General features: G+C 62.3%; 13 protein-coding genes. 5 read left to right on the top strand and 8 right to left on the bottom strand.

Going from position 1 to position 16,341, the window contains the following annotated elements:
- Positions 1–112: 112 nt before the first annotated feature.
- The 5 genes from edd to AC1D1Z_RS26740 form a co-directional block, all read right to left on the bottom strand.
- Positions 113–1,936: a phosphogluconate dehydratase gene (gene edd, locus AC1D1Z_RS26760; RefSeq protein WP_018445790.1), complete on the bottom strand. Its 1,824-nt coding sequence runs from the start codon at positions 1,934–1,936 to the stop codon at positions 113–115.
- Positions 1,937–2,013: 77 nt separating this feature from the next.
- Entirely contained in the window at positions 2,014–2,712 is a 699-nt protein-coding gene (pgl, locus tag AC1D1Z_RS26755; protein ID WP_028734002.1) for a 6-phosphogluconolactonase, read from the bottom strand.
- Between the two features lie 10 nt (positions 2,713–2,722).
- Positions 2,723–4,198 carry a glucose-6-phosphate dehydrogenase gene (gene zwf, locus AC1D1Z_RS26750; protein WP_477852098.1) on the bottom strand — a complete coding sequence of 492 codons (1,476 nt, stop codon included), beginning with the start codon at positions 4,196–4,198 and terminating at the stop codon, positions 2,723–2,725.
- A 135-nt stretch (positions 4,199–4,333) separates the two neighbouring features.
- Entirely contained in the window at positions 4,334–5,632 is a 1,299-nt protein-coding gene (locus AC1D1Z_RS26745) for an NAD(P)/FAD-dependent oxidoreductase (RefSeq protein WP_047622518.1), read from the bottom strand.
- 9 nt (positions 5,633–5,641) lie between these two features.
- Positions 5,642–7,078 carry a glutamine synthetase family protein gene (locus AC1D1Z_RS26740; protein ID WP_477852096.1) on the bottom strand — a complete coding sequence of 479 codons (1,437 nt, stop codon included), beginning with the start codon at positions 7,076–7,078 and terminating at the stop codon, positions 5,642–5,644.
- 88 nt (positions 7,079–7,166) lie between these two features.
- Between AC1D1Z_RS26740 and AC1D1Z_RS26735 the strand changes: the two genes are divergently transcribed.
- The 4 genes from AC1D1Z_RS26735 (at position 7,167) to AC1D1Z_RS26720 (ending at position 13,694) form a co-directional block, all read left to right on the top strand.
- Positions 7,167–8,387: a BaiN/RdsA family NAD(P)/FAD-dependent oxidoreductase gene (locus AC1D1Z_RS26735; RefSeq protein WP_477852094.1), complete on the top strand. Its 1,221-nt coding sequence runs from the start codon at positions 7,167–7,169 to the stop codon at positions 8,385–8,387.
- Between the two features lie 214 nt (positions 8,388–8,601).
- Positions 8,602–8,745, top strand: coding sequence for a hypothetical protein (locus AC1D1Z_RS26730; RefSeq protein ID WP_477852092.1), 144 nt, complete (start codon positions 8,602–8,604; stop codon positions 8,743–8,745).
- Between the two features lie 311 nt (positions 8,746–9,056).
- The gene (locus AC1D1Z_RS26725; RefSeq protein WP_477852090.1) at positions 9,057–11,588 is read left to right on the top strand and encodes a methyl-accepting chemotaxis protein; all 2,532 of its coding nucleotides are present in this window, start codon (positions 9,057–9,059) and stop codon (positions 11,586–11,588) included.
- A gap of 258 nt (positions 11,589–11,846) precedes the next feature.
- Entirely contained in the window at positions 11,847–13,694 is a 1,848-nt protein-coding gene (locus tag AC1D1Z_RS26720; protein WP_131703055.1) for a methyl-accepting chemotaxis protein, read from the top strand.
- Here the strand turns inward: AC1D1Z_RS26720 and AC1D1Z_RS26715 are convergent.
- The gene (locus tag AC1D1Z_RS26715; protein WP_131703054.1) at positions 13,667–13,903 is read right to left on the bottom strand and encodes a hypothetical protein; all 237 of its coding nucleotides are present in this window, start codon (positions 13,901–13,903) and stop codon (positions 13,667–13,669) included. The two genes, AC1D1Z_RS26720 and AC1D1Z_RS26715, sit on opposite strands and share 28 nt — an antisense overlap.
- 90 nt (positions 13,904–13,993) lie before the next feature.
- Here AC1D1Z_RS26715 and AC1D1Z_RS26710 point away from each other — a divergent pair, with 90 nt between their 5' ends.
- Entirely contained in the window at positions 13,994–14,863 is an 870-nt protein-coding gene (locus tag AC1D1Z_RS26710; protein WP_477852088.1) for a LysR family transcriptional regulator, read from the top strand.
- A 140-nt stretch (positions 14,864–15,003) separates the two neighbouring features.
- Here AC1D1Z_RS26710 and AC1D1Z_RS26705 read toward each other — a convergent pair whose 3' ends face one another.
- Positions 15,004–15,240 (bottom strand): SMc00767 family acetate metabolism repressor, encoded by a 237-nt coding sequence (locus AC1D1Z_RS26705; RefSeq protein ID WP_003545603.1) that lies wholly within the window; start codon positions 15,238–15,240, stop codon positions 15,004–15,006.
- A 21-nt stretch (positions 15,241–15,261) separates the two neighbouring features.
- On the bottom strand, positions 15,262–16,341 hold a 1,080-nt coding region (aceA, locus tag AC1D1Z_RS26700; RefSeq protein WP_477852085.1), incomplete at its 5' end, for an isocitrate lyase.

Below are 16,341 nucleotides of genomic sequence, written 5' to 3'. Positions count from 1 at the left end.
GCGTCCACCAGGACGTGTGAATGGCTCACTACTTCAGTAAGCCGGATTGAAATCAAAAACCCGCGGGTGCTTCATGCTCCCCGCGGGTTTTTGTTTGCCAGAAGCCACCCACTCAGTGGTGGAAGAGCACGCTTGCACCCTGGTCCGAAGGTCCGACGGCGCGGCGGAACGGCGCGAAGAGTTCGCGGCCCATGCCGAATTCATTGTCGGAGAGATCGACGGTCACCGGCTCCCGCTCGGCCAAATCAGCCGCATCGACGAGCAGCTCGAGCGTGCCCTTGATCGCGTCCAGCCGAATGATGTCGCCTTCGCGGATGCGGGCGATCGGACCGCCGTCGACCGCTTCCGGCGTGACGTGGATCGCTGCCGGCACCTTGCCGGATGCGCCGGACATGCGCCCGTCGGTGAGGAGCGCCACGCGGAAGCCGCGATCCTGCAACACGCCGAGCGGCGGCGTCAGCTTGTGCAGTTCCGGCATGCCGTTCGCCTTCGGGCCCTGGAAGCGCACGACGGCGATGAAATCGCGGTTGAGCTTGCCTTCCTTGAAGGCGTCCTGCAGCTCCTGCTGGCTGTGGAAGATGATTGCCGGCGCCTCGATGATGTGGCGCTCCGGCTTGACGGCGGATATCTTGATGACTGCCTTGCCGAGATTGCCGCGCAGCATCTTCAGCCCGCCATTCGCCTGGAACGGCGTTTCGATGCTGGAGAGCACTTTGGGATCGACGCTTTTGTCAGGCGACGGCTCGCGCAGGACGGCACCATTTTCGCCGAGACGGGCATCGACCGTATAGGCTTGGAGACCCTGGCCGAAGACCGTGCGCACGTCGTCATGCACCAGTCCGTGCTTCAAGAGTTCCTTGATGAGGAAACCCATGCCGCCGGCCGCCTGGAAATGGTTCACATCGGCAAGGCCGTTCGGGTAGACGCGGGCAAGCAGCGGGACGATTTCCGAAAGCTCGGCAATGTCCTGCCAGGTGAGCTGGATGCCGGCTGCCCGCGCCATGGCGACGAGGTGCAGCGTATGATTGGTCGAACCGCCGGTCGCATGCAGGCCGACGACGCCGTTGACGACCGAGCGCTCGTCGATCATTTCGCCCGCCGGCGTGAATTCGTTGCCGAGTGCGGTGATCGCCAGCGCCCGCTTGGCGGCTTCGCGTGTCAGCGCTTCGCGCAACGGCGTGCCGGGATTGATGAAGGACGAGCCGGGCATGTGGAAGCCCATGATCTCCATCAGCATCTGGTTGGAATTGGCGGTGCCGTAGAAGGTGCAGGTGCCGGGGCCGTGATAGGATTTCGATTCCGCCTCCAGCAGTTCGGCGCGTCCGACCTTGCCCTCGGCGAAGAGCTGGCGCACGCGCGACTTCTCATCGTTCGGCAGGCCTGTGGTCATCGGACCGGCCGGGACGAAGATCGACGGCAGGTGCCCGAAGGACAGGGCAGCGATCACGAGGCCGGGCACGATCTTGTCGCAGACGCCGAGGAAGAGGGCGGCATCGAACATATTATGCGACAGGCCGACGCCCGCCGACATGGCGATCAGATCGCGCGAGAAGAGCGAGAGCTCCATGCCCGGCTGTCCCTGGGTGACGCCGTCGCACATCGCCGGCACGCCGCCGGCCACCTGCGCCACGCCGCCTGCTTCGGCTGCCGCCTCGCGGATGATTGCCGGATAGGTCTCGAATGGCTGGTGGGCCGAGAGCATGTCGTTATAGGCGGTGATGATGCCGAGATTGGGGATGCGGTCGCCGGCGAGCGCATCCTTGTCGGCGGGGGAACAGACCGCGAAGCCATGGGCAAGATTGGCGCATCCGAGCACCGAGCGCGCGACACCCTTGGAAGCGGCGGCGCGCAGGCGTTCCAGGTAGCGCTCGCGGCTTGGCTTCGAGCGTTCGACGATGCGATCGGTGATCGCAGAAATGCGTGCGTGAGCGGACATGGAAAATCCCTGCCTTGTTCGTTGTCTCTATCTGTTTCGGCGGCTCTGGCCTGAATCTCAATCCGGATGACGGCTGATCAGGGAGCCCAGTAGATCTCGACCGGGGAAGTGGCCCGGCGCAGAACGGCGCGGATCGGCATTTCTGCCTCGTCACCGCTGCCTTCCGCCTTGGCGAGAACGTCTTTTTTGCCTTCGCCCTCAATATGGAGAACCAGGAGTGCGGCATCCTCAAGACTGGAGAAGGTGAAGGTCAGGCGCGGCTCGCCGGCTCCTTCCGCTTCCATGGTGATGATGCCGCGCGGCGTCGATGCATCGAGCGCTTTGGCAAGATTGCTGCCGCCGGGAAAGAACGAGGCCGTGTGGCCGTCGCCGCCCATGCCGAGGATGACGGTGTCGAAGGGGGAACTGATCGCCTTGGTCTTCTCGGTCGCGAGCAAGGCTGCCTCCTCCACGGAAGCCACGTCCTGATAGAGCGGCAGGAAGTGTGCCGCCTTTGCCTTGTTCTGCAGCAGATTGGCGTCGACCAGCAAATGGTTCGAGCGCGCATTGTCGGCCGGCACGAAGCGTTCGTCGACAAGGGTGATTGTCACCTTGTCCCAGGCGATGTCGCGCGTCGAAAGCACCTGGAAGAAGGCCTTCGGCGTGGAGCCGCCGGAAACGGCGATGGACGCCGTTCCACGAGCGGCGATCGCCGCCGAAAGCGTATCCGCGACCTTGTCGGCGAGGTTGCCGGCGAGATCTGCGGCGCTGGCGAAGGAATGCAGGGTCGATGCCATCGGTTTCGTCCTAGATCTCGTCATGCCAGGTGCGGCCGTCGCGCTCGATCAGCGCGATGGCCTGGCTGGGGCCCCAGGTGCCGGCCGTATAGCCCTGCACCTGCTGGCCGGTCGTTTCCCAACCCTTGAGAATCGGATCCACCCATTTCCATGCGGCTTCGACTTCGTCGCGGCGCATGAACAAGGTCTGGTTGGAGCGGATCACGTCCATCAGCAGGCGCTCGTAGGCGTCGGGATTGCGGACGTTGAAGGCCTGGGCGAAGCTCATGTCGAGCGACACGTTGCGCAGGCGCATGCCGCCCGGGCCCGGATCCTTGATCATCAGCGACTGCTTGACGCCCTCATCCGGCTGCAGGCGGATGATCAGCTGGTTGGCAACGATGCGCCCGGCCGCCTGATCGAAGATCGCATGCGGGATCGGCTTGAAGGTGATGACGATCTCGGACATGCGCCCGGTCAGGCGCTTGCCGGTGCGGATGTAGAAAGGAACGCCCGCCCAGCGCCAGTTGTTGATCTCGGCCTTGATGGCAACGAAGGTCTCGGTATTCGACACGCCGCCTTCGAGCTCTTCGAGGTAGCCCTTGACCGGGCCGCTGCCCGATGCGCCGGCGCGATACTGGCCGCGGACCGTCGCCTGCTCGACGTTCGAGGCATTGAGCGGCTTCAGCGCGCGCAGCACTTTCAGCTTCTCGTCGCGAACGGCTTCCGAATCCATCGACGAGGGTACTTCCATCGCTGTCAGGCAGAGCAGCTGCAGGATGTGGTTCTGCACCATGTCGCGCAGCGCGCCAGCCGTATCGTAATAGCCGGCGCGGCCTTCGAGGCCGACCGATTCAGCCACGGTGATTTGCACGTGGTCGATGTAGTTGGCGTTCCACAATGGCTCATAGAGCGCGTTGGCAAAGCGCAGCGCCATCAGGTTCTGCACCGTCTCCTTGCCGAGATAATGGTCGATGCGGAAGATCTGTTCTTCCTTGAAGGCACGGCCGATCGTGTCGTTGAGCTGCAGCGCCGAGGCGAGGTCGCGGCCGATCGGCTTCTCGACGACGATGCGGGTCGATTTGGTGATCAGCTTGTGGTCATGGATCTTCTGCGAGATGTCGCCGAAGATGCCCGGAGCGACGGCCAGATAGAAGGCGCGCACGCGATCCTTGCCTTCGTCGAGCAGCTTCTTCAGCTGATCCCAGCCGGCATCCGTGCGGGCGTCGACCGAGACGTAGTAGAGGCGGGCACAGAATTTCTCCACCTCCGCCTCGTCGTATTCACCCTTCTTCAGGTGCTCGTTCAGCRCGTCCTTGGCGAATTTGCGGTATTCCTCGTGCGTCAACGGGCTGCGCGAGGCGCCGATCACGCGGGTCGGTTCCGAAAACTGGCCTTCGATCTGGCGATGATACAGCGCGGGCAGAAGCTTGCGTTCTGCAAGGTCGCCGCTGCCGCCGAAGACGACATAATCAAAGGGCTCAACGGGAATGATTTGGCTGCTCATGAGCTTGTCTCTCAATCAAGGCTGGTTGGCGGCCCTTTTAATCTAATCGATTTAAAAAAGCCAGTGTGCAGTGCAATGAATCTCTCAGGAACCGGTTTTAGAGCGAATTTCCGGAAGAGGAAATCCGCAATCGGACTAAAACTTGTCGCGAAGTGCAAACCACGACAAGGCGAGGAAAAGCAACGGTGCGCGCATGCGGGCCCCGCCGGGAAAGGCGGGAATATCGAGCGATGTGAAGAGATCGAGATCGCCGGATTTTCCAAGCACCGTTTCCGCATAGAGCTTGCCACAGTAGTTTGACAGCATGACGCCATGGCCGGAATAACCGCCGATCGAGATGACCCCGGGCATGACCTCGCGCACGAAGGGCTGACGCGGCATGGTGATGCCGACGCTGCCGCCCCAGGCATGGGTGATGTCAATGTTCTTCAGGTCAGGATAGATCTCGGCGATCTGCCGGCGGATGTGCTCAGAAATGTCCCGCGGGTTGTCCGACGTATAGGCCTCGCGTCCGCCGAACAGCAGGCGGCCGTCCCCGAATTTGCGGAAGTAGCGCACGACGAAGCGCGAATCGGCCACAGCCTCGCCCCCCGGCAGCACACCGGGATGCCCGTCGAGCGGCGCCGTGGCGCCGATGAAGGAGCGGATTGGCATGACATGGCTTGCCGTCACTGGTTCGAGGCCATCGATATAGCCGTCGCAGGCGATTAGCGCGCGCTCAGTGGTGATCGTTCCCCTTTCGGTTTCGATCGTCACCTTGCCGCCGCCCTGGCGGATCGCCGTTGCCTTGGTCATCTCGAAGATTTCAGCACCGGCATTGGCAGCGACCTGCGCCAGCCCGACCAGCAGCTTCAGCGGATGGATGTGGCCGGTGCCGACATCGCGCACGCCGCAATGGAAACGCTTCGAGCCGAGCCTTTCCTGCGTTTCCTTCTCGTCCATGAAGCGCAGATGCGGATAGTCGTAGCGGAAGGCGGCGATCTCGGCATTTTCGTAATAGGCGCGTTTGTAGCTCGCCTTATGTGCGACGTTGAGCTGGCCGGGCACATAGTCGATCTCGATCTGATGCTCGCGGGCGAAATCGATGAGATGGCGTTTAGCCGCCTCGGCAAGATCGAACAGCGCCTTCGAGCGTTCRTAGCCGATCTTCTCCTCGAGTTCTTCCGGCCACCATCGCTGGCCGGTGCCGAGTTGGCCGCCATTGCGCCCGGACGCCCCGTCGCCGAAGCGGCAGGCCTCGATCAGCACCACCGAAACGCCTGATTTGGCAAGATTATAGGCGGCCTGCAGTCCGGTATAGCCGCCGCCGACGATGGCGACGTCACATGTTCTCGAGCCGTCGAGAGCGGCATAGGTCGGCCGCTCCCCGACGGTTGCCTGATACCAGGACAGCCCGGGCGCGATCGGGCTCTGCCATGTCTCCTGCAATGCCATGATAGTCCCTCACACGTTGAGCAGAAGGAATTCCCGCTCCCAGGGGCTGATCACCTGCATGAAGGTTTCGAACTCGCCGCGCTTGACGCCGGCATAAAGGCCGATGAACTGCTTGCCGAACATCTCCTCGAAAGCGGGTTCGTCCTCGAGCAGCGCCACGGCTTCCAGCAGGCCGCGCGGCAGATCGATCGAGCCCTCATTGGCCGAATCCTCGGTCGGCGCCGTCGGCTCGATCTCCTTCATGATGCCGAGCAGGCCGGAGGCGAGCGAGGCGGCGAGTGCGAGGTAGGGGTTGGCGTCCGAGCTCGGCAGCCGGTTTTCAACGCGCCGCGCCTGTGGATCGGAAACCGGAACGCGGAAGGCCGTCGTCCGGTTGTCGTAGCCCCAGGCATTGTTGACGGGGCAGGACATATCCGGCTGCAGGCGCCGGTAGGAATTCACATAGGGCGCAAGCATCGCCATCGCGCTTGGCACGAATTTCTGCATGCCGCCGATGAAATGGAAGAATTCCTTCGAAGCCGATCCGTCGGGATTGGAGAAGATGTTCGTGCCCGTCTCGATATTGACCACCGACTGATGGATATGCATCGCCGAACCCGGCTGACCCTGCATCGGCTTGGCCATGAAAGTCGCGTAGATGTCGTGCTTCAGCGCTGCCTCGCGGATCGTCCGCTTGAACAGGAACACCTGGTCGGCAAGTTCGATCGGATTGCCGTGGCGCAGGTTGATCTCGAGCTGCGCCGGTCCCTCTTCGTGGATCAGCGTATCGATCTCCAGCCCCTGCTTCTCCGAGAAATGATAGACGTCGTCGATCAGCTCGTCGAACTCATTGATGCCGGCGATCGAATAGCCCTGACCGCCGAGGATCGAGCGGCCGGACCGGCCTTTGGGCGGGTGCAGCGGATAGTCGGGATCGTCGTTCTTGGCGACGAGATAGAATTCGATCTCGGGCGCCACGATCGGTTTCCAGCCGCGCTCGTGATAAAGACTCATGATGCGCTTCAGCACGTTGCGCGGCGTATAGGGCACTTCGCCGCCGTCCGAATCGACGATGTCGCAGATCACCTGCGCCGTCGGGTCGGTCTCCCAGGGCACGACCGAAAGCGTCGAAAGGTCGGGCATCAGCTTCAAGTCGCTGTCGCGCGGCTCGTAGCGGAAGCTCTCCGTCTCGTCGGGATATTCGCCCGATATCGTATGCCGGTAGATCGCTGAAGGCAGTGCCAGCGACGTGTTTGAGGTGAATTTCGAGCTCGGCATCATCTTGCCGCGCGCAACGCCGGCAAGGTCCGGCGTGATGCATTCGATGTCTTCGATGCCCCTGTCCCTCAGCCACCGCGCTGCTTCCTTCCAGTTCGCAACGCCACGCAGGGATCCGGGTTCCGGGGGAGCTTTCTTCGAGGCGGGTACGTTTCTGGCAGGTTTCAGCGTCGTCTTTTTTGGGGACATGACACACCGGTTTGTGTTGATCGTGGCGCCATCATAACCAGACTTTGCCAATTGGCGAGGGGTGGCAAACGTTGACTTTCGCCCTTTGATGGAAAAAGAAGACGTGATTTTGATCGGGGAAACGGATTTGCAGCGCAAAAGCGACGTCATCGTCATCGGCGCCGGGGCGGCGGGCATGATGGCGGCCATTGGCGCGGGAAAACGCGGTCGCTTGGTCGTGGTCCTCGACCATGCCAGGGCGCCTGGCGAGAAGATCCGCATATCGGGCGGCGGCCGCTGCAATTTTACCAATATCCATGCCGGACCGAAGAATTTCCTCTCCACCAACCCGCATTTCTGCAAATCGGCGCTCGCCCGTTTCACACCTGCCGACTTCATCGCCATGGTCGACCGGCATGGCATTGCCTGGCACGAAAAGACGCTGGGCCAGCTTTTCTGCGACGATAGCGCCAAAGACATCATCCGCATGTTGCTGTCTGAGATGCGCATGGCCGGTGCGGTGCTAGATCTAGGCACCGAGATATCAGGCGTCGAAAAGACCGAGGTCGGCTTCCGGGTATCGACCAGCGAAGGCCACTATGAAGCATCATCGCTGATCGTCGCCGCCGGCGGCAAGTCGATCCCGAAGATGGGTGCCACCGGCTTTGCCTATCGCCTCGCCGAGCAGTTCGGCTTGCCCGTGCTCGAAACCAGGCCCGGCCTCGTGCCGCTCACGCTCGATCCTGGCCTGCTCGAGAGCATCGCCCCGCTCGCCGGCATCGCCGCCCCGGCCGAAATTCGCCACGGCAGGACCGCCTTCCGTGAAGCGCTGCTGTTCACCCATCGCGGGCTGAGCGGCCCGGCCATCCTGCAGATTTCTTCCTATTGGCGCGAGGGCGACGAGATCGTGGTCGCCATCGAACCGGATATCGATATTGCGGCGCATTTGAAGACGGCAAAGCAGCTCAACGGCCGCCAGTCGCCGCAGACAGCCCTTGGCGACTTCTTGCCGAAGCGGCTGGCACAGTTTCTCGTGGAGCGCGAGAAAATCTCCGGCAACATGGCCGACCTGCCTGACAAGGCGCTGCTGCGTCTTGCCGCTGGCGCCCAGAATTGGGCGGTCAAACCGTCCGGCTCGGAAGGTTATCGCACCGCCGAAGTGACGCTCGGCGGTATCGACACGGCAGCGCTCGATTCCCGCAGCATGGAAGCAAAAGCCGTGCCCGGCCTTTATTTCATCGGTGAATGCGTCGACGTCACCGGCTGGCTTGGCGGCTATAATTTCCAGTGGGCCTGGGCTTCCGGATTTGCCGCGGGCGAATGCGTCTAAAGCTCTTTGTTTTGATGCATGTCGTGGTCCCAGAACCGCTGCTCACTTTTGGGCAACATGCCTTGGAAATCGGAAATACCGATTCAAGACTTCTTAATAGAGGTGCGCCATCCTGTCTCAATTGGCGGTTTGCAAGGTCGTCCCTAAATTAAGCTTTACCGGCAAGCCGATTTGTTGGATTGTTGTTGTGTCAGAGAGAAGTGAGGTTTCGACCATGACCAGAAACACACGACGCGCCCGCGCCATCGCAGTTGCCGAGGCAAAGCCGAACGCTCGAATGGTCGCCCTGCGTTATCTGATGCTTGCAGCCGGCGCCACCGCCGCCAGCATCGCGCTGCTGCTCTCGCACGTCATCTGATCTTGTCCGCAGACCTGGAGCGAACGTTGCGACATGGCTATTGTCGCACCGCGGCGTCGCGGCCCATAATTTGCAACTATTTCACTGCCTTGGCTTAACCCGCCATAACCGCTTATCCGAAAATTAATATCTAATCTGACACAATTGCTCGCGAATATTTGGGCATCTCCAAGTTGTTTGGACATGAACTGGCAATGACTGCCGCCTGGCCTCCGGGTTCCCCAATGTAACTAAGAATAGCTCGATGTGCACCCGGCTGGCGCCATGCGGCTGCCTGCGGGAGGAGTGGTGTATGAAAGGCCCGGAACGCCATGTTGATTGACAAGATTCTTTCCCGCTTCAGGATCAAGACGAAAGTCCTGATCTTCGTTCTGCCTTTCGTCGTCACCATTTCGGCGGTGGGCCTGACGGGCCTCTACGCTTCGGGACTTCTGCAGGGCCGCATGGAAATATCCAACAGCGTGCTGCAGTCGCTCAGCGGCTTCAAGGATCTCTATGGTTCGATGGATGATTTCCTGCGCGTCACCAGCCCTGAGGCGCGCGACAAGCTGCTTGCGGATCTGAAGACCCAGCAAGGCGTGCTCGACCAGACGCTGAACCAGGTCGGTGAAGAGGCCGCCGGTCGCGACAGCCTTGCGGAGGCATCGCGCCGCACCAAGGACATTTCGGGCGTCGTCGACAGGCTCTGGGCGCTGCACGAGCAGGAGCGGGCATTGCATGAGCAGATCGACGCAGCGCAGAAGAGCGTGATCAGCACCCGCTTCACCGTGTCCTACCAGGCCGAGGAATTGCAGAGCACCGTCCAGAGCGACGAGAGCGCCGCCACCAGCACCCTTCGCACGGCCGACCGCCTGCTGAAGGGCGGCGATTTTCTTGGCACCGTCGCCAGCGGCTTCAGCAAGCCGCAGACACCGCAGGACAAGATCGCCTTCATCAACGAACAGATGCCGGAGATCATCAAATCGCAGCGTCTGATCGCCATCTCGGTTCCGAGCAATCAGAAGAATGTCATCGACGCGCTGGCTGCGACCATCGACGGCATCAAGACGATCGTCCAGACGCCCAATCCGACCGACGAGACCGCCACCGAACTCGGCCGTCTCGTTTCGCGCTTCCGCCAGACCTCGACCTATACGCAGCTGACCGCCACGCAGAAAATGCGTGACGCGACCCAGGAATTCGCCGCGCTCGACGGCCGGATTGCCCAGGCCAACTCGGTCTTGCAGGATACGAGGCGTCTCGAAAATTCCGTCTATTCGCTGCAGATCGTTCTTTCCGACTTTCTCGCCGATTCCAGCAAGGAAAATCTCGTGCGCCTGCAGCAGCAGGCCGGCACGCTCGGTAAGGACATGCAGGTGCTGATCACCAGCGCCAAGGGCATGGGTTTTGCCGAAGGCATATCAGGCGCGATCCAGCCGGCGCTCGACATCATTTCCGGCGGCGGCTCGAAGATCGTCGACACGATCGGCGAGCGCGTCACAGCCTATGCCGCGGCCCGCCAGGAACTCGACCAGATCTGGAAAAAGCTGACCGATTTCGCCGAGCTGCAGAAGCAGACGGCCGGCACCGAGCGCACCCAGGCAAACAGCATCTCCGTCATGACCACCGGTCTCGGCATCCTGCTGTCGATCCTCGGCGGCATTGCCCTGGTGCTGACGCTGCAGCGCCCGATCAGCCATATCACCGCCGCTATGCGGCGCATCGCCGAAGGCGCGCTGGATACCAGCATCTCCGGCGAGCAGCGCCACGACGAAATCGGCGACATGGCCCGCGCGCTCGGCATCTTCAAGGAAAATGCCATCTCGAAAATCCGCATCGAGGAGCAGAGCGACGAGGAACGCGCCGCCGCCGAACATGAGCGCCAGCGCAATGACGCCGAAAAGCGCGAGATGGATCGTCAGATCGAATTTGCGGTCAATGCGCTCGCCGCCGGCCTCGAACGCATGTCGCAGGGCGATATCTCGACGACGATCGAAACGCCCTTCATTGGCCGTCTCGAACAGCTGCGCCAGGATTTCAACGGTTCGATGATGCGCCTGCAGGCGACGATGAGCCAGATCCGCGACAATGTCGAGCTGATCCAGGGCAACGGCAACCAGATGGCCCAGTCGGCCGAGGACCTCTCCAAGCGCACCGAACAGCAGGCTGCCTCGCTCGAAGAGACCGCGGCTGCCGTCGATGAAATCACCGTCACGGTCCGTTCGTCGGCCGAGCGCGCCAAGGATGCCGACCAGATCGTCCGCCAGGCCAAGCGCAGCGCCGACGATTCTGCCGTCGTCGTCAGCAATGCGATCGACGCAATGGGCCGCATCGAGGATGCCTCGCGCCAGATCGAGCAGATCATCGGCGTCATCGACGAGATCGCCTTCCAGACCAACCTCCTGGCGCTCAACGCCGGCATCGAGGCGGCGCGCGCCGGTGAAGCCGGCAAGGGCTTCGCGGTGGTCGCGATGGAGGTCCGCGAACTGGCCCAGCGCTCCGCCGCTGCGGCACAGGAGATCAAGGGGCTGATCAACAAGTCGACCAACGAGGTCAATTCCGGCTCGCAATTCGTGCAGGAGACCGGCACGGTGCTCGCCAAGATCAGCGCCCAGATCGTCACGATCAGCCAGCATGTCGAGATGATCGCTCGCGCCAGCCACGACCAGTCCAACGCGCTGCAGAGCGTCAACGCGACCGTCAACCAGATGGATCAGATGACGCAGCAAAACGCCGCCATGGTGGAGGAAACAACCGCCGCCAGCCGCGAGCTGGCCGACGAGGCCGATTCGCTGCGCCGGCTCATCCAGCAGTTCAAGATCGACGGCGAGGCGGCCGCAGCACCAGTCTACCGCGCCGCCTGATCATCGATCGATCCGTCTTCATGCGAACGGCCCCGGACTTTCCGGGGCCATTTCTATTTATTCTGCAAAACAGCGCCTCGATTGAGAAGATTTGAACGATGGAAGAATAGGTCGAATGCCCGGCAGCTTATCACGCCGGGATAGTCGGAAAATGCTCGGAAACGAGACGATGAATATCTCCGACAGCCATGATTTGCGGAGAATCTTCCTTAACGCTTTTAGTCTAATTTAACCTTGGTTTATCTCCCGGGGGTCTCGATGCTGCGCCTTTTCTCTACGTCGATCGTACGCCAGATCGTTGCGATCACGCTGTTTCTGCTGGCCATCAGCACGGCCGCCATCGTCGGCGTGACCTATTACAATCTGAGCCATCAGGTCATGGACGGGGCCGTCTCCGACGCGAAGGACGCCGCCCGTGCGATGGCTGTCCTCTACGGCGCAGCTGATCAGGCTGCAAAGATCGAGCTGAAGGACAATCAGCTCTCCGCCGTCACCGAAGACGCCATTCCGGCCCTTGCCGATCATTCGCTGGTCGACCGCACCGCGCAGTCGATCGCCGGTGTCGCAACCATCTTCCAAAAGCAGGGCGGCGACTACGTCCGCATATCCACAAACGTCAAGAAGGAAAACGGCGACCGCGCCGTCGGCACCAAGCTGGTCGCCGAGCACCCGGCCCAGCCGGTCCTCGCCAGGGGTGAAGCCTATTATGGTCCGGCGGAGCTTTTCGGCCGCAAGTTCATGACCGGTTATTTCCCGATCAAAAACGCCTCGAGCGCCAATGTCGGCATTCTCTTCATCGGCATTCCGATGGAGCTCTATTATCAGCGCATGTATGAGCTGCAGATGCTGGTTCTCGGCGTCGGCGCCATCGTCATGCTGATCGTCGGCGTTCTCGCCTTCTATGCGATCCGCCTGTCGGTGAAGCCTTTGCAGGCGCTGACGACGAGCGTGCACTCGATTTCCTCGGGCGATCTCGAAGGAGCGATCCCCTGTATCGAAAAGAAGAACGAGTTCGGCGATATCGGCCGGGCTCTGGCGCTTTTCCGCGACAGCGCCCGCGCAAGGCGCGATCTGGAAACCCAGGCTGCCGAACAGCGCGCCTTGAGCGATGCCGAACGCGCCAGGAACGATGCCGACAAGCGCTCGCTCGACGGCCAGATCGACTTTGCCGTCAATCAGCTTGCCGCCGGCCTCGGGCGCCTGTCGCAGGGCGACGTCTCGCAGACGATCGGCACGCCTTTCGTCGGCCGGTTGGAGCAGTTGCGCGTCGATTTCAACGCTTCGCTTTTGCGACTCCAGGATACGCTGTCCGGCATCCGCGACAGCGCCTCGAGCATCCAGCGCAACAGCGGCGCCGTCTCCGCCTCTGCCGGCGAACTTTCGAAGCGCACCGAGGCGCAGGCGGCGAGCCTTGAGGAGACTGCGGCCGCGGTGGAGGAGATCACCGTGACGGTTCGTTCCTCCGCCGAGCGTGCCCGGGAAGCCAACAATGTCGTAGCCGCGACCAAGAAGACCGCCGACAATTCCGGCGCGGTCGTCGGCGACGCCGTCTCCGCCATGGAGCGCATCGAGCAGGCCTCGCAGCGCATCGAGCAGATCATCGAGGTGATCGACGACATCGCCTTCCAGACCAATCTTCTGGCGCTGAACGCCGGCATCGAGGCGGCACGCGCCGGCGAGGCGGGCAAGGGTTTTGCCGTCGTCGCCCAGGAAGTCCGCGAACTCGCCCAGCGTTCTGCCGATGCGGCGCGCGAGATCAAGTCGCTGATCGAGACATCGAGCCGGGAAGTGACGGCAGGTTCCGAACTGGTCCAGAAGACCGGCAGCGTCCTTGCCTCGATCAGCCAGGAGATCATCGCAATCAGCGGCCATGTCGAGACCATCGCCACCGCCAGCCGCGATCAGTCGGCCGCACTGCAGGAAGTCAACGGTTCGGTCAACGCCATGGACCAGATGACCCAGAAGAACGCGTCGATGGTTGCCGAGACGACGCAGGCAAGCCGCCTGCTCGCCGGCGAGGCCGATACGCTGATGGCGCTGATCGAGCGGTTCCGCATCGTCGCAGAAACCGCACCGGCTCATCTCGCGGCAAGAAAAGTCGCCTGAACCGCGCAGCCGCAGCTGCCACGGGATTGCGCCGCGGCCTTGCGGCGCCTTCCCAGGTTGAGATCGAGCGACGTCAGCCAGCCGGCGAAGCCAATGAGGCTGCTGTTTCCGAACTCGGCATAGAATCTATCCTCCTCCGCCTTGCAACCGCATCGCTTGGGAGAGTGCCGATAGCCGATGGTACCTGCGATGGTGATCATGTCGATCATGACGATGTCCTTTCCTGTGTCAGACATCACCTGATCTAGGCGTCGAATTTGTCTTTATAAACGGGGATAATCCCGCTATGTTTTTCAGCGATGAAAAACGCAAGTTGGGATTCCTATCAGCTTTTCCTGCAGGTGGCCCGGCTCGGCGGGCTGACGGGGGCAAGCACCGTAAGCGGGCTCAGTCCTGCGACCGTCGGCCGGCGCATGCTCGATCTCGAGCAGGAGATCGGCCGCGCATTGTTTTCGCGCAGCCAGACGGGATACCGTCTGACCCAGGATGGCCAGGCGCTGCTCGATCACCTTCAGGAGATGGAGGCCGCCGCCCGCAAGGTGGCGGCGTGGCGGCAATCCGGCGAGGGCGGCACGACCGTCAGGGTCACCGCCGGCACCTGGCTCGCTTGGTTGCTGACCGAGAATTTCGCCGCAATCCGCATGCCGGGCGATGCCTTCACCATTTCGCTCACCATCGGCGAGGCGCGGGCAAGCCTTGCCTATCGCGAGAGCGATATCGGTATTCGCGCCTTCGAGCCCGAGGAGGCCAATCTCGCCGCACGTCAGCTCGGGGAGGTGGCCTATGCCGTCTATATCAGACGCAACGCCGCCGAGACCGACGAGCGCTGGATTGCAGTCGCCGAGGAGGAGGCGATATCGGCCTATCTGCGCTGGCCGCACGCCCATGCCGCAACAGGGATCGTCGCCACGGTTAATCGGCCGCGTTCGCTGCCGGATCTGGTGCGCGCCGGCGCCGGCAAGACCGTGCTTCCCTGTTTCGTCGGCGATCTCCATCCTGAATTGCAGCGGCAGGGCGGCGAGTTGCCGGAATTGCGCCACCGGCAATGGATCGTCATGAATGCCGAGGACCGCCATCGCCCGGAGATCCGCACGGTCGCCGACCGCATGACCAAGCTCATCAAAAGTTATGCCGATCTCTTCGCCGGGAAACGACCGAGTCGAGGCTAGAGCGTGTCGCCCAAAACTGTGCAGCGGTTTGGGACCACGGCTGCATTAACTGGAGACGTAAAGCGCCGCGCGCCCGATAGGTCGCGCGGCGATTGAAGAAGCGGGCCGACGTCAGCGACCCCGCCGCTGGTCGGTCTTCGTCAATGCCGGTTGGTGACGACGACGGGGATCAGCAGGTCGCCCCAGTGGCCGTCGCCGCCGTGATGACGGGCCGAGCGTACCAGTTCGACCGAGACACCGGCCTCGACGGCCTTCATGACCGATTGGTTCAGCCGATGCAGGTCGTTGGCGAGCATGCGGATCGTCGTCTGCTGATCCTCGCTCATGCTGCTTGCCTGCTCCTCGGCCCGTTCCCTGACGCGTGTAATGGATGCCATGATCTTCTCCTCCTCTTCGAGTTATTCCGCAGCCGGTTTGAACTGCGCATGTTCGGTCGAGCCGTGCATCGCCGTGGTCGAAGACCGGCCGCCGGTGATGGCGAGCGACACGGCGTCGAAATAGCCGGTGCCGACCTCGCGCTGATGTTTGGTCGCGGTATAGCCATTGACCTCGGCGGCGAATTCCGCCTGCTGCAGCTCGGAATAGGCCGACATCTGCCGCTGCCGGTAGCCGCGCGCCAGTTCGTACATGCCGTAGTTCAGCTGGTGGAAGCCGGCGAGCGTGATGAACTGGAACTTGTAGCCCATCGCGCCGAGTTCGCGCTGGAACCGCGCAATCGTCGCCTCGTCGAGGTTCTTCTTCCAGTTGAAGGAAGGCGAGCAATTATAGGCGAGCAGCTTGCCGGGGTGGACCTTGTGCACGCCTTCGGCAAAGCGCCGTGCCTGATCGAGGTCCGGCTTCGAGGTCTCGCACCAGATGAGATCGCAATGCGGCGCATAGGCGACGGCGCGTGCGATACAGGGCTCGATGCCGTTTCGCACCTGATAGAAACCTTCGACTGTGCGGCCGGCATCATAGTCGACGAAGGGCTGGTCGCGCTCGTCGATGTCTGACGTCAAGAGCTTTGCCGCTTCCGCGTCGGTGCGGGCGATGACCAGCGTCGCAACGCCCATGACGTCGGCAGCAAGTCGCGCGGCATCGAGATTGCGGATATGGGCGGCCGTCGGGATCAGCACTTTGCCGCCGAGATGGCCGCATTTCTTCTCCGAAGCGAGCTGGTCCTCGAAGTGAACGCCCGCGGCACCCGCCTCGATATAGGCCTTCATGATTTCGAAGGCGTTGAGCGGTCCGCCGAAGCCTGCTTCCGCATCGGCAACGATCGGCGCGAACCAGGTCTCGACGGAAAGTCCCTGGGCTTCCGCGGTCTCGATCTGATCGGCGCGCTGCAGCGTGCGGTTGATGCGTTTGGCCAGTTCCGGACCGGCATTGGCCGGATAGAGGGACTGGTCGGGATACATCGCCGATGCCGTATTGGCGTCGGCCGCCACCTGCCAGCCGGAGAGATAGATCGCCTTCAGCCCGGCGCGCACCATCTGCAT

This window comes from Rhizobium sp. P1_E1, assembly GCF_056406015.1.
The sequence above is the reverse complement of the archived record's forward strand: the minus strand, read 5'-3'. Positions and strand labels throughout refer to the sequence as shown.